Source organism: Streptomyces sp. NPDC089915 (genome assembly GCF_040684675.1).
In the GTDB taxonomy this organism is placed as follows: domain Bacteria; phylum Actinomycetota; class Actinomycetes; order Streptomycetales; family Streptomycetaceae; genus Streptomyces.
This window is the reverse complement of record NZ_JBFBGN010000166.1, coordinates 1-13211: the sequence shown is the minus strand read 5'-3', so window position 1 is coordinate 13211 and position 13211 is coordinate 1. Positions and strand designations below refer to the sequence as shown.

General features: G+C 74.7%; 10 protein-coding genes. 5 read left to right on the top strand and 5 right to left on the bottom strand.

What is annotated here, in order from left to right:
* The 3 genes from AB0O29_RS30980 to AB0O29_RS30970 form a co-directional block, all read right to left on the bottom strand.
* Positions 1-1075, bottom strand: a 1075-nt coding sequence (locus tag AB0O29_RS30980) for a CehA/McbA family metallohydrolase (RefSeq protein WP_365158198.1), incomplete at its 3' end; no start/stop codon positions are given.
* A gap of 129 nt (positions 1076-1204) precedes the next feature.
* Positions 1205-2503 (bottom strand): M48 family metalloprotease, encoded by a 1299-nt coding sequence (locus tag AB0O29_RS30975; RefSeq protein WP_365158195.1) that lies wholly within the window; start codon positions 2501-2503, stop codon positions 1205-1207.
* Between the two features lie 136 nt (positions 2504-2639).
* A complete protein-coding gene (locus AB0O29_RS30970) occupies positions 2640-3389 on the bottom strand; it encodes a DJ-1/PfpI family protein (RefSeq protein ID WP_365158192.1) in 750 nt (249 codons plus the stop codon).
* A 258-nt stretch (positions 3390-3647) separates the two neighbouring features.
* Between AB0O29_RS30970 and AB0O29_RS30965 the strand changes: the two genes are divergently transcribed.
* From AB0O29_RS30965 to AB0O29_RS30955, 3 genes are all read left to right on the top strand, one after another.
* Positions 3648-4331: a hypothetical protein gene (locus AB0O29_RS30965; protein WP_365158190.1), complete on the top strand. Its 684-nt coding sequence runs from the start codon at positions 3648-3650 to the stop codon at positions 4329-4331.
* 150 nt (positions 4332-4481) lie between these two features.
* Positions 4482-5132: a sigma-70 family RNA polymerase sigma factor gene (locus tag AB0O29_RS30960; protein ID WP_365158187.1), complete on the top strand. Its 651-nt coding sequence runs from the start codon at positions 4482-4484 to the stop codon at positions 5130-5132.
* 52 nt (positions 5133-5184) lie between these two features.
* The gene (locus AB0O29_RS30955) at positions 5185-7044 is read left to right on the top strand and encodes a potassium transporter TrkA (protein WP_365158184.1); all 1860 of its coding nucleotides are present in this window, start codon (positions 5185-5187) and stop codon (positions 7042-7044) included.
* Here the strand turns inward: AB0O29_RS30955 and AB0O29_RS30950 are convergent.
* Positions 7022-7510: a nitroreductase family deazaflavin-dependent oxidoreductase gene (locus AB0O29_RS30950; RefSeq protein WP_365158201.1), complete on the bottom strand. Its 489-nt coding sequence runs from the start codon at positions 7508-7510 to the stop codon at positions 7022-7024. The two genes, AB0O29_RS30955 and AB0O29_RS30950, sit on opposite strands and share 23 nt — an antisense overlap.
* A 299-nt stretch (positions 7511-7809) precedes the next feature.
* Between AB0O29_RS30950 and AB0O29_RS30945 the strand changes: the two genes are divergently transcribed.
* Positions 7810-8115: a trypco2 family protein gene (locus tag AB0O29_RS30945; RefSeq protein ID WP_365158181.1), complete on the top strand. Its 306-nt coding sequence runs from the start codon at positions 7810-7812 to the stop codon at positions 8113-8115.
* Positions 8105-11479, top strand: coding sequence for a HEAT repeat domain-containing protein (locus AB0O29_RS30940; protein ID WP_365158178.1), 3375 nt, complete (start codon positions 8105-8107; stop codon positions 11477-11479). Before AB0O29_RS30945 ends, AB0O29_RS30940 begins: the two co-directional genes overlap by 11 nt.
* Positions 11480-11512: 33 nt before the next feature.
* On the opposite strand, the gene AB0O29_RS30935 is transcribed toward AB0O29_RS30940, so the two are convergent.
* A complete protein-coding gene (locus AB0O29_RS30935) occupies positions 11513-13021 on the bottom strand; it encodes a DUF4246 domain-containing protein (RefSeq protein ID WP_365158175.1) in 1509 nt (502 codons plus the stop codon).
* Positions 13022-13211: the final 190 nt, after the last annotated feature.

Sequence of the window (13211 nt, the reverse complement as noted above, 5' to 3'; positions counted from 1 at the left end):
GGTCCGGGTCGCGGTGGTAGTCGCTGTGCGCGAGGGCCGGCAGCCGGCGGTCGCCGCCCGCGCCCGAGAGCGTGGCGTCCCAGGAGGCCAGGGCCACCTCGTCGTCGGCGGTCCAGGGGCCGTTCCACACCTCGACGGCGTCGGCCTCGCCGAAGCCGAACTTCCAGGCGCAGCCGATGCAGGTGGCGTGCGGGTGGGCGGGGACGACGAGGCCGCCCGCCCGCCGGACGGCGCGGGCGAAGCGCCCGAAGCGGTCGTCGCGGGCCCGGTAGCGCCAGTCTATGAAGGTGCCGGGGTCGGTGCCCACGGCGAGGACGTGTCCGGTGCGCGTGGTGATCTCCTCGCCGGTGAGGACGAGCAGACCGGCCTCGGCCGCGCCGGCCCAGGCGGTGTGGGAGCTGTGGGTGTTGTGGTCGGAGGTGTTGATGAAGTCCAGCCCGGCGGCGCGCGCGAGGCCGATGATCTCGGCCGGGGTGCGGCGGCCGTCGGAGTGCACGGAGTGGATGTGGCAGTCCCCCCGGTACCAGGCCCTGCCCCGTCCGGGGATGCGCCGGGGCGGGTAGGCGGCGGGGACGGGGGGCGCCGGTGTGCCGTGGGTGAGGGCGACGGTGATCTCGTAGGACATCCCCTGCGGGGCGACGGTGTACGGGCCGAGGGCTATCTGCCAGCGGCCGGGCTCCAGCGGTCCCGGCAGGTAGCCGGGGGTGGCCTCGTCGGTGCGGAGGAAGAACTCGCCGCGGGCCCCGCCCGACCAGCCGCGGAACCCGCGGCCGCCGAGCGCGGTGCCGTGCTGGTCGAACAGGCCGATGTCGAGGGCGTTGCCGGGAGTTCCCGGCGCGGTGGGCGGCCTGTCGTAGCGGTAGGAGACGCGCAACTCGCTGACGCCCGGCGGAACGTCCACGGGCACGTAGACGAAGTCCGGCGCGCCGGGCGGGATCGTGCCGCGCAGGGTGACCGTGGTCGCGGACGGCTCGGATTCCGCGGCCGCGCCGGCGGCGGGTGAGGGGGAAGGGGCGGCTACGGCGGTGGCCGAAGCGGCTGCCTGTGCCAGTAGTGCTCGTCTACTGAGGGCCATGCGCCCAGGATCGCGGCGGGAGGTGAATCCGGCGTGAACACGGCGGCCGGACCGGGGCCGGGCCGCGCCACCACCCTGTAGCCCGCCCACGGCGGCGGACGGCCTTCTCCGACGGGCCGCCCCGCCGCGTCAGCACACCGCGCCGAGGACCTGCCGGGCCACCGCCGCGCGGGCCGGGTCGAGCTCCGCGGCGACCGCCGCGGACCGCTCCTCGCCGAAGTCGACCAGGGCCTGCCGCGGCTCGGTCCGTGCCACGCACTGAAGGCGCAGGTGGGTCGGCGGGTGGGTGTCGTCCACACCGTGCCCGCGCCGTGCGGAGACGCGGAGCAGCCGCTCGTGCTCGTGGGCCGGGATGGACGCCACGTGGGCCGCGATCCGCTCCCACAGCCCCCGCTCGGCCGCCTCCCGGATCTTGCGCCCGGCAGCCCCGCCCGTCATCTGGGCGGTCACGGCCTCCCGGCGCAGCAGCGTGTCCACGGAGCGGCCGACGAGGAGCCGTTCCAGCAGCCCCACCGCGCCGCCGGTCGAACCCGCCCGCGCCGCGTTCAGGTCGGCCTCGTACTCCGCGCGCTGGGTGGCGCGCAGCGTCAGGTGGTCGAGCAGGGCCAGGAGCCCGTAGGCCGCGCAGCGCGGCAGGTAGGCCAGGACGTTGAACAGCGTGTCCCACACGGTGGTCCCCCGGGAGGGGGCCAGCGTGTCCACCCACAGGTACAGGGAGCGCAGCGCCTGGCCGATGAGCACCCCGTGCCGGACGTCGCCGTGGGCGAAGTGGCCGAGCTCGTGGCCCAGCAGGGCGACGCGTTCCTGCGGGCCCAGGACCTCCCACAGTCCGAGGCCCAGGAGCAGCACGCGGCGCCGGCGCCATCCGTACGCCGTCACCGCGGCGTTGACGTCGCCGCCGACCACCACGGCGTGCACCCCGGCGGTGCCGGTCACGGCGGCCACGTCGTCGATCAGCTCGAACAGCCGGGGCGCGTCGGCCCGGTACAGCACGGGCCCGCCCTGCGGGATCCGCCGCATCCGGGGCCGCAGCACGAACGCCGCCACGAGCAGCACCGCACCGCCGACCGGCTGGACCACCGTCTCCCACCCGAGCACGATCAGCAGCAGCCCCGCCACCGCCAGGACCAGCGTGACCCCGTGCACCAGCAGGGCGAGCCCGAGGGCGAGGAGCGAGGCGGCGTCACGCCGAGGGCGGTTCGCCGCTCCGCCGGCCATGGCGGCCGCGAGCTCCTCGCCGTGCCGCCGAGCCAGCCGGCGGCGGGCCGCGGCGAGCCGGCCGGGCTCGGCGTCCGGGGGAGTCGGGTCCACGTTCCAGTCGCAGTCCGCGCACCAGCGGGGAAACCGCTCGTCGGCGGCGACGAGCGAGTGCCCGCAGTCGGGACACAGCTGTCCCTCGGACGGCCGGACGGCCAGGTCGTTCTCCATGCTTCCCTCCCCCAGCGGCCTCCCCGGCCGCGCGGCTACGGCAGGGCAGCCGACCGGCGCCGGCCCCCCGAACCCAGGCCCCCACCGGCCCTGACCTGCGCACTCCGTGCGGAGATCACGGTCGACGCGGCACGGCTCAGCGGGACCACACCGTGCCCCGGGCCTCGTACTCCAGCATCGCCTCGATGTTCGTCGCCGTGTCCGCGCCCAGTTCACGGCGTACGAGCCACAGGGCGAGTTCGAGGCCCGAGGTGATGCCGCCGGCGGTGACGAGGTCTCCGTCGTCCACGACGCGCGCGTTCTTCGGCAGGCCCCCCTGGGCTTCGAGGTCGGGGCGTGCCTTGTGGTGCGTGGTGCAGGGGCGTCCCCGGGTCAGTCCGGCGGCGGACAGCAGCATGACCCCGGTGCAGAGCGCGCTGACGGTCAGCCCCGGACGGGGTGCCTCGCGCAGGGCGCTGACGAGCGTGCCGCGCCGGATCTCGGCCCAGACGCCCGGGTCCTCACGGCGGGCGTACCCGCCGCCCGGTACGACGATAACGTCGGCCTCGTCCGGCGCCCAGCCGTGGTCGACCCGGATCCGGGTGCCGTACGAGGCCTGGACGGTCCCGGGCCGGGACGCGGTGACGTAGCGGACCTCGACGGGCCGGCCGGTGAAGAAGCGGGCGGCGGAGAAGACCTCGTACGGGGCGGCGAAGTCGAGCTCCTCGACCCCGTCGAACATGACGACGTGGACGCGCAGCGGACTCCCGTCCCCTGCCGGGGCGGACCCGGGCGCGGCGGCGGTGGCCGCCGCTGCCGCCGGTGCGGCGGCCAGGGCGGTTCCCGCGAGGCCCATGCCGGTGGCGCCGATCGCGGTCGAGGCGCGGAGTAAGTCCCGTCGGTTCATTCGGCGTTCCCGTTCCTTCGCTGTGGCTCTTCGGGGTGGCGGCGCGCATCGGCCGGCCGGGAAGGCCGTCGGGTGGTGCGGTTCCCGGGTTCCCCCGCCCCGCTGTGTCGTGCGCCACAGCCCCCGGTAACGGCCGCGTCGGCGACGGGTTGAGGACCCGTCAGGAACCGCCCCACCCCCCTGCCCGCTCCGGGGCGTCGGTGCGAGGATGAACCCGCCATGAAGCCAGGCCACTGTTCACGAGCCGCACGGGCTGCGATGTTCGCAGTCGTCTGCGTGCTGCTCGCGACGACGGGCCACGTCCTCATGTCGGGCCGGCACGTGCCGTGGTGGGCCGCCCTGGCCGCCCTCGCGGCGACTTCGGCGGCCGCCTGGGCCACGGCGGACCGCGAGCGCGGGCTGCCGGCCGTCACCACGGCGACGGTGGCGGTGCAGGCCGTGCTCCATACCGGGTTCACCCTGGCCCAGTCGGCCGTCGGCGCCGCCGCTCCTTCCGCGCACGGCATGCACACGCACACGCACGCCGCCCTGCCCGTGGACGGGGCGATGGCCGGCATGCCCATGAACGGCATGCCCATGGCGTCGGCCGCGGACATGGCCGACATGGCCGACATGGCCGGCCTGACGATGTCCTCCGCCGGCCATGACATGGCGGGCATGTCCCCTTGGGGGATGTCGGGGATGTCGGCCGCACACCTCCTGGCCGCCGTACTGTGCGGCCTCTGGCTCGCCTACGCCGAGCGGGCCGCCTTCCGTCTCCTGCGCGCCGTCGCGGGATGGCTCCGGGCGCCCCTGCGCGTGCTGTTCGGCCCGCTCCCGCCCGTCCCGCACCGGCCGCGCCTGCGCCTGCGCCGGATCCGGGAGCGGCAGGTCCTGCGCCGGCTGTTCCTCGTCCACGCCATCACCTCAAGGGGTCCTCCGACGGGAACCGCTGTCCTGTGACAGCCGGCTCCCCGAGCGGACGCTGACGGCGCGCACCACCCGCCGTCGCGCCTCGGGCATCGGCCATGCCCTCCGGCAGGCCGTACCCCTTCACCGGCTCCGACGTGCGACGCGGAGCCGAACCCCCTTATCACTTGAGGACCTTCGGCGATGACCCCTGCCCTGACCAAGCAGCTCCCCACCTCCGGCGCCACGAGGCGGCCGCCCGCCCCGGGCGCCGAGGCGGACGTGACCCGGCTGGCCCTGGAGGCCCGCGACGGCGACCCGGCCAAGGCCGACCGCTTCGTCCGCGCGCTCCACCGCGACGTGTGGCGCTACGTGGCGTACCTCAGCGCCGACCCGCAGGCGGCCGACGACCTCACCCAGGAGGTCTTCCTGCGCGCGATCGTGGCACTCCCCCGCTTCGAGGGCCGGTCCTCGGCCCGCACCTGGCTGTTGTCGATCGCCCGCCGCACCGTCGTCGACAGCCTCCGCCACGCCGCGGCCCGCCCCCGCCTGTCGGACCGGCAGGACTGGCAGACCGCGGCCGAGCGGGCACAGCCGCGCGGCGTCCCCGGGTTCGAGGACGGCGTCGCCCTGGCCGAACTCCTGGCGCTCATCCCGGCCGAGCGCCGGGAGGCCTTCGTCCTCACCCAGCTCCTCGGCCTGGGCTACGCGGAGGCGGCCGCGGCCGCCGGCTGCCCGATCGGCACCGTCCGCTCCCGCGTGGCCCGGGCGCGCGCCGACCTCGTCGCGCTCCTGACGGGCGACTCCGCGCGCGGTGGCGTGACTTCGCTGCTCCCCGGCTCCCCCGTGGGATGATCCACTCCGTCCGTGCGCGAGACGGACCAGTCGACACGGGGGGCTTGCGAGGGTGTGGGACCGGCTGCGCTATTGGTTCGACGGCACGATGGACCGGGGGGTGTCCGCCCTGATGGCCTGGCTGGCGCTCGCGTCGGCCGCGCTGATCACGGTGGTCACCACCCTGGTGGTGCTGCTCACCGACGGGGACACGGAGGCGAACGGCGGCTGGGCGGGCGTGGCCTGGATGAGCCTGCTGCGCACGCTCGACCCGGGAACCATGGGCGGGGACTCCGGCGGGCCGGTCTTCCTGGCGCTGATGCTGTCCGTCACCCTCGGCGGCATCTTCATCGTCAGCGCGCTCATCGGTGTGCTGACGACCGGCCTGGAGGCCCGGCTCCAGCGGCTGCGCAAGGGACGTTCGCGGATCATCGAACGGGGCCACACCATCCTGCTGGGCTGGTCGGAACAGGTCTTCACGGTGGTCGCCGAACTGGTCGAGGCCAACCAGAGCGAGCGCAGGTCCTGCGTGGTCATCCTCGCCGACCGGGACAAGGTCGAGATGGAGGAGCAGATCCGGATGCGCGTGCCCGACACCGGTCACACGCGCGTCATCTGCCGCTCGGGCAGCCCGCTCAAGCGTGAGGACCTGGAGCTGGTCAGCCCGGACACCGCGAAGTCGGTCATGGTGGTGCCGCCGACGGGCGACGACCGCGACACCAACGTCATCAAGACGCTGCTCCTGCTCAACAACCGGGCCTGGAGCGGCACCCGGCCGCACGTCGTGGCGGCCGTCCACGACTCCGACAACCTGGCCGTGGCCCGCCTCGCGGCGGGCGGCAGCGCCCTGGTCATCGACGCCGACGACTTCGCCGTGCGGCTCGTCGTGCAGTCCCACCGGCAGACCGGCCTCTCCACCGTCTGCGACGAACTGCTCAGCTTCTTCGGCAACGAGATCTACATACGGCGTGAGCCCGCCCTGACGGGGGCCACGTTCGGCGAGGCGCTCAGCCGGTACGAACTCGGCGTCCCCATCGGCATCCACCGGGGCGACGGCCGCGCCCAGGTCAATCCCGCCATGGACACCGTCATCGGCGCCGAGGACGACGTCATCGTCATCGCCGAGGACGACCTGCTCATCCGGCTCACGGAGGACGAGGCCGAAGTCCATTCCTCGGCCCTGGTGTCGTCCCCCGGCAGGGCGGCCGTTCCGGACCGCACCCTGATGATCGGATGGAACTCACGCGCACCGAAGATCATCACCCTGCTCGACCAGCTGGTCCGGCCCGGATCGGTCATCGACATCGCCTCGCCCTCACGCCCGGACGAGGCCGTGGAGACCGGCCGCGACCACCTCACCGTGGGCCACAAGGTCTGCGAGCCGACCAGCCGGCGCTCCCTCGAATCCCTGGACCTCGGCGGCTACCAGCACATCATCGTCCTCTCGGACGAGAGCGTCGGCCCCGACCTCGCCGACGACCGGACCCTGGTCACCCTGCTGCACCTGCGCGACATCGAAGTGGGGCTGGGCGACCCCTACTCGATCGTCACGGAGATGAACGACGACGCCAACCGGGAGGTGGCCCAGGTCACCAAGGCCGACGACTTCATCGTCAGCACCAAGCTGATCTGCCTCCTCCTGACCCAGCTCGCCGAGAACGGGGCCCTGTACGAGGTCCTGGCGGACCTGTTCGACCCGGCGGGCTCCGAGATCTACCTCAAACCCGCCGGCGACTACCTGCGTTCAGGCACCGAGGCGAACTTCGCCACCGTCCTGGAGGCCGCCCGGCGACGGGGCGAGACCGCCATCGGCTACCGCATCGCCGGCCACGGCGACCGGGCCCCGCGCTACGGCGTCCACCTCAATCCCCCCAGGTCGGAGCCGCTCGTCCTCGGCGAGGCCGACCACGTCATCGTCCTGGCCGAGAACTGACCCCGGCCGAACCGGCCCCGCCCGGGTCCCCGGGTTCGAGGACGAAGACCGGGATCACCCGGTCGGTCTTCGCCTGGTACTCGGCGTACGGCGGATACGCCGCGACCGCGCGCCGCCACCACCGGGCCCTCTCGTCCCCGGCCAGCTCGCGGGCCGTCATCCGCTGTCGCCGCGGCCCGTCCTGGAGCTCCACCCGCGGCAGGGCCCTGAGGTTGAAGTACCAGTCCGGGTGGCTCGGGAACCCGCCCTTCGAGGCGACCGCCGCGTAGCACCCCTCGTGCTCCACGCGCATCAGCGGGATCTTCCGGATCCTGCCGCTCCGCGCGCCGCGCATCGTGACGATGACGACGGGCAGTCCCGTGTCCCAGAGCGTCGTACCCCGCGTGCCGCCCGAACTCTCGTACAGCTCGACCTGTTCGCGGATCCACTGCGCCGGACTCGGGTCGTACTCGCCCTCGGGAGGCATCACGTTCACCCCATCGCCGTGTACGTACGGACTGTGCCGGGACATTTCAGCACGACCACCCCTCCGCCCGCGAGGGCCCGCACCACCGGTTCCGGTTGTCGTGGACGGAGGAGGACCGAGCGGGGGCGGACGAGGATCGCGCCCTCCGCCCCGCATGGGCGATTCGGCCAACCCGCGTACAGAACCCGCCGGGCTGAGTACGGTGGCAGCCACGTACGGGAACGGGACGGGGCTCGTCCAGTCGCCGGGTTCCGCCGTGTGCGCCGTGCGTGTCCGCATCGGGTTGAGGGGGATTCCGCATGATCGAGCTGTCGACCGTGATCCAGGACCTGCGGGAGGAGCTGGAGCAGTCCATCGCCGAGGCGCAGGGCAAGAACCTGCAGTTCGAGCTGGGGGCCATCGAGCTGGAGGTGTCGCTCGCGCTGGAGAAGAGCGCCGGCGGGAAGGGGAAGGTCAGGTTCTGGGTCGTGGACCTCGGGGCCGAGGGGGCCGTGCGGAGCAACGCCGTCCAGCGGGTCAAGCTCTCCCTCCAGCCCACGGTCGAGGTGGCCGGGGTCAGGACCAGCGCCTTCGTGTCCGGCCGGGCCGGCTCGCTTGAGCAGTAGCCGTTCGCTCCCCGCGTCGGCGGGGCTGGACGAGCGGCGGGCCGTGCAGATCGTCGCCACGCTCCGGGACGGGGACGGCCGGCGCGGCTCCGGTTACCGGGTCGGCCCCGGCCACGTCCTGACCGCCGCCCACGTAGTCGACGACGCCCAGACGGTCCGGGTCCGCTTCGTGGACGACCGGGGCGGCATCGCTGACGTCGACGCCGGCACGGTGTTCCTGCACGGCCGGCTCGACATCGCGGTGCTCGCGCTCGGGCCCGGGGCGCCCCCGCACCGGGCCGGGCCGGTCCGCTACGGGCGGCTCGGCCGCTCGGCGCCCTGCGAGGCGTTGGGATTCCCCCGGTTCAAGCTGCGTCACGAGGCGGGGCCGGACGGGGTCGCGTTCGAGTACCGGGACAGCCGCCACGCCCACGGCCGCGCGGTGGCCCTGTCCGGGCGCCGCGAGGGCACGCTGGAGCTGATCGTCGACCCGCCCGGGGCCGGCCCCGGTTCCGGTCCCGCGCCGCGTCCCGGATCCCCTCCCGCGCCTTCACCGTGGGAGGGCATGTCCGGATCCGCGGTGTGGAGCGGGGGCTGTCTGATCGGCCTGGTCAGCGAGCACCGGCCCGACGACGGCGCCGGGACCCTGACCGCCAGCCGCGTGGACCGCTGGTACGGGGTCCTCACCGACCGCGAGCGCACCACCCTGCACGAGCTGATCGGCCTTCCCGCCGGCCCGGCCGGGCTCTCCCCCGCCGACGCGCACGCGCAGCAGGTGCACGACTACCTGAGCGCGGCCCTGGCCTCGACACGGGAACACCCGTACGTGGGCGGCACCATCGGCTCCGGCGCTCCCCCGCTGGCCGACATCCACCTCGGCCAGCGGGCCCGCGTACGCGCCCTCGGCACCGGGCTGGGCCTCGGCGGCGGCCTGGTCCCGCCGGGGGAGCTGACCGCCGAGGAGGTGGTGCGCCGCGTCGGCGGAGGGGAGGCGGGGGTGACGGTCCTGACGGCGGGACCGGGCGGCGGCAAGTCGACGTTCCTGCGCATGGCCCTGGCCACGGCCGCCCGCGGCCGCCTCACCGACGGGGACGCGGCCGCGGACGTGGACGCGGACGTGCAGGCGTTACCCGTACTGCTGCGCGCCACCGACCTGTTGTCGGAGGAGCCCTTGCCGCAGGTCCTGTCCCGCGCCGTCACCCGGGACCTCAGCCGCTTCGGGCTGCTCGAAGGACCCGGGCCCGAGGTCTTCCGGGAGGAGGCGGAGCCGGGGGTGCCGTGGCTGGTGATGGTGGACGGCCTGGACGAGGTCCTGCTGCCCGAAGCCCGGCGCGCGGCCCTCCAGACCCTGGCCGGCTTCATCCACCGAACCGGGACCGAGGCCGGGGCCCACGCAGCCCCCGCCCCCGGGCCGGCCGCCCCGGCCGGCCCGTTCCGCTTCGTCGTCGCCACCCGGCCGCTGCCCGAGTCCGAGCTCCGCATCCTCGGCGAGGACACCCCGCTGGTCGAACTGCGCCCCTTCGACCCGCCGGAGCTGCGCTCCCTCGCCGTCAAGTGGTTCCGCGCCACCGGGCACACCGCGCCCGAGCAGGCCGCGGACCGGTTCGCGCAGCGGGCCGCGGCCCCGCCCGCCGCCGGGCTCGGTACGGTTCCGCTGATGGCGGCCATCCTGTGCGCCCTCGGCTCGGCCGCCCCCGACGAGCCGCTGCCCGCCCACCGCGGCGACCTGTACCGGCGTTTCGTCGGGGCGCTCGCCGACCGGCACCACGCCGCCGGGATGTCGGGCATCCACCAGCAGACCCGCCAGGCCCTGGAACGCTACGGACCCACGGTCCTGGGCCGCGCCCAGGAGACGGTCGACCGGTTCTTCGCACTGGTCACCCGCCTGGCGGCCCGGCAGGTGGAACGGCCCTCGAACCACCGCCCCCGGCCCGCGTCCGACGCCCTCACGGTGCTGCTCGGCTTCCCCGAGGCCGCGCGCCCCGACCCCGTGCCCGAGGAGACGTGGGGGCGGTTCCTCGCGGACCTGCTGCGGCACAGCGGCCTGTTCACCGAGGACGAGTCCGGCTTCACCTTCCTGCACCGTACGCTCGCCGACTACTTCGCCGCGCAGGCCGTGGCCGCCGAACCCCGGCTGCTCCGCCGGGAGTTGCGGCGCCATTTGGGGACCCGCCGCCCGGCTCGGCCGGGCCGCCGGCGGGCCCGGGCCGAGCTGAGGACGGCGCGGTCCTCGTACGTCGGCTTCCTGCTCGACGCGGCACCGGACGACCCGGCCGCCGGCGCCACCGCCTCCCGGGCCCTGCGGCGGCTGGCCGGCGCCGCCGACGCGGGCCTGCCCGACCTGGAGTTCATCGCCGCGCAGGCCAGGCTGGGCACACGGATACCGCCCGAGGTCGCCGCGCGGGCGGCCTCGTCCCTGGCCGAGCTGGCCACCCGCCGGAACCTCTTCCGCGACGAGGTGCACGCCGCCGTGGCCCTGGCCGACCTCGACGAGGAGGGGGCCCGGGAGCTCCTCCTGCGGATCGCCCAGGACACGAACCCCGTGGGCCCCGCGCCGTCCTTCTTCGCCCGGTCCCACGCGAACGCGGTGGGCCTGAAGACGCTGCGCCAGTACAACGGGCTGGCCCGGATCCAGGCGGCGTTGCGGCTCGCGGCGGGGGGCGACGAGCGCGGCGTCAAACTGCTGCTGGAGATGGCGCACGACGAGGAGACGGGCCCGATCGCCCGCGCCCACGCGGCCGGCGCCCTCGCCCAGCTCGGGCACGAGGGGGCGGGTGAACTGCTGCTGTCGCTGGCGAGGGACACCGGCTTCGACGGCACCGGGCGCGCGCTCGCCGCCCGTCTGCTGGGGGGCCGGCTGGGCGACCGGCGCGCGCTGCGGATCCTCGCGGGCATGGCCCGTGACCAGGCCCTCGATCCCGTGTCCCGCGTCAACGCCGCGCATGCGCTGGCCCGGCTGGGCGACCCGCGGGCCAAGCCCGTCCTGAAGGAGCTCGTGCGGCCCGTCAGGCGGCCCGCCGCGAACCCGCACGAGCTGGTCGTCCGTTCCTACGTACGGGTCAAGTCGGCCCGGCTCCTCGCCGAGCTCGGCCACAAGGACGCGCCACGCCTGCTGCTGAGGCTGGGACACGACGAGAGCGTGATCCGCTTCTACCGCCGCAGGGCGAAGGTCGTCATGGTCATGGTCCACCGCGGGGTCATCCGGCCCGGGTACGAGAGCCGGTCGGAGGAGGACCTGCTCAGGCTGGACGCGGACGTCCGCGAGCGCACGTACGGCCGGCCGGTGCGGTTCGTGATGGCGTGCGTGAGCCTCCACCAGCGCCTGCGGCTGCCCTTCCTGCTCCGCCGGCTGGAACGGGAGCCCGGCTGGGGCCGCCCTCGATGACCGGGGTCGTCGAGGGCGGGCGGGCGGCGGCGCTCAGTGCTCGCAGAGGGAGAACTCCCGCTCGTAGAGCTGATCGTTGTGCTCGGCCACGAAGAACTTGCGCTCCCGCATGAGCTGTTCGCGGTACTCCCGGGCCTGCGCGAGCGTCATCGTGGAGGTCTCGGCCCACGGCTGCTGCGGCGGCACGTCGGAGGTCGAGACGACCGTCTCCGACGGGTCGACCAGGAAGAACGCCAGGATCTTGCGGTGCCCCGGCCGGGCGGGGTCCGCGAGGCGGAACGAACCGACGCGGTGCTGCAGGACGTTGGGGAAGGCCAGGCAGCGGCCTGCGGGCGTCGTCGCCGATCCGAGCACCTGGCTGAGCGCGTCCTCGTTCTCCAGGCCGTAGACCTCGCGCACCCCGTCGTCGTCGTTCTGTTCGTACTCCGGGTCGTGGAGCGCCGCGCGGAAGCTCAGCCGGCTCTCGGTGACGTTCTCGCTGTCCCAGTAGTAGATGGCCGTCGAGACGATCCGCTCGTTCAGCATGCCCTCGACGTGCCAGGAACCGCCCGCGTACTCGGGCCGGTCCGGGGTGAGGTGGATGGTGGCGAGCTTGGCGATGACCTGCAGGCGGCTGCCGCGCAGACCGACCCGGTCGGCCGCGTCGGGCAGCGCGGGCGCGGCGAAGTCCGGCGCGTCCGGGACGATCGGGCTGCGGGTGTCCCGCCAGGCCTCGTAGGCGTCTCCCCAGGCGTCGAGGGCTTCCCCGTAGGCCCCGTTGTCGCTGAAGTCCGACCTGACCGGGTACTCCGGCTCCGAGTCGTACCAGCCGCGGGCGTCGGGCTCGATCCGCCGCGGCCGGGGGTGGCGCAGGTCGGTCAGCACGTTCTCCCAGAGCGGCAGCATGCGCGCGAAGACGTCCGGGAGGACGGCGGCGAGTTCGCGGTGGGTCTCGGGGTGGACGTTGTTGACGTACGAGCGGAAGGCGGCGTCACCCTCCGCGCTGACGTCGACGTCCGTGGGCAGCCACTGGAACCTCTCCGAGAACTCGTGCTTCGAGTGCACGTCCGTCGGGTTCCGCCAGGCGCCCTCGGGCTCCGCGCTCACGCCCCGCACCAGGCAGAACAGGGAGGGGTGCACGAGGTCCAGGACCTGGCCGTCCGATCCCGGGTGCCAGTCCCGCTCGGCCTCGGGGACGTCTTCCAGGACCCGGACCGCCGCGCGCAGCCGGGCGGCGAGCTCTTCGTCGACCAGCGCGTCCGACTGCCACACCCCGTCGACGGCGGACACCTCGATGCCGGTCCGCTCGTCCCGCAGCCGCGCGTAGTGCGCGAGTTCCGCGAGCACGTACCGTACCTGCGCCTCGGTGAGCCCCTGTGCCACGGCCTCACGCGTCCACCGCGCGACGATCCCGGCGTCGTCCCTCTTCTCGAACCACCCCTGCTTCGCCCGGATGTGGGCGCTGCACTCCATCATCTCGAGTTCCCGCAGGGTGCGGGGTGGTGCGAACGCTATGGAACGCGAGGTTTCGAAGGGCAGGGGGAAAGCAGACATGCCGGTCAACGCTGGTGGTCCCTACGGTTGGGTGAGCGGTGCCGGAAGGATAGCCCAGCGGTCCGACGGCGCGGCCGCGGCCGGGAGCCGCCCCCGTCGCCCCCCCCCCGCCCCCCCGGGCGGGCGGGGGCGGCGGGGGCGGGGGCCCCCCGCCGGGGGGTGGGGTTGGTGCTTCCCCCCCCCCCCCACGTGGGGGGGG

Excerpts from the sequence above, each read along its gene's own strand:
- AB0O29_RS30970 (WP_365158192.1), bottom strand. The coding sequence starts at position 3,389 with ATGAACCGACGGGACTTACTCCGCGCCTCGACCGCGATCGGCGCCACC.
- AB0O29_RS30950 (WP_365158201.1), bottom strand. The coding sequence starts at position 7,510 with ATGCCTCCCGAGGGCGAGTACGACCCGAGTCCGGCGCAGTGGATCCGC.
- AB0O29_RS30945 (WP_365158181.1), top strand. The coding sequence starts at position 7,810 with ATGATCGAGCTGTCGACCGTGATCCAGGACCTGCGGGAGGAGCTGGAG.
- AB0O29_RS30975 (WP_365158195.1), bottom strand. The coding sequence starts at position 2,503 with ATGGAGAACGACCTGGCCGTCCGGCCGTCCGAGGGACAGCTGTGTCCC.
- AB0O29_RS30965 (WP_365158190.1), top strand. The coding sequence starts at position 3,648 with ATGTTCGCAGTCGTCTGCGTGCTGCTCGCGACGACGGGCCACGTCCTC.
- AB0O29_RS30960 (WP_365158187.1), top strand. The coding sequence starts at position 4,482 with ATGACCCCTGCCCTGACCAAGCAGCTCCCCACCTCCGGCGCCACGAGG.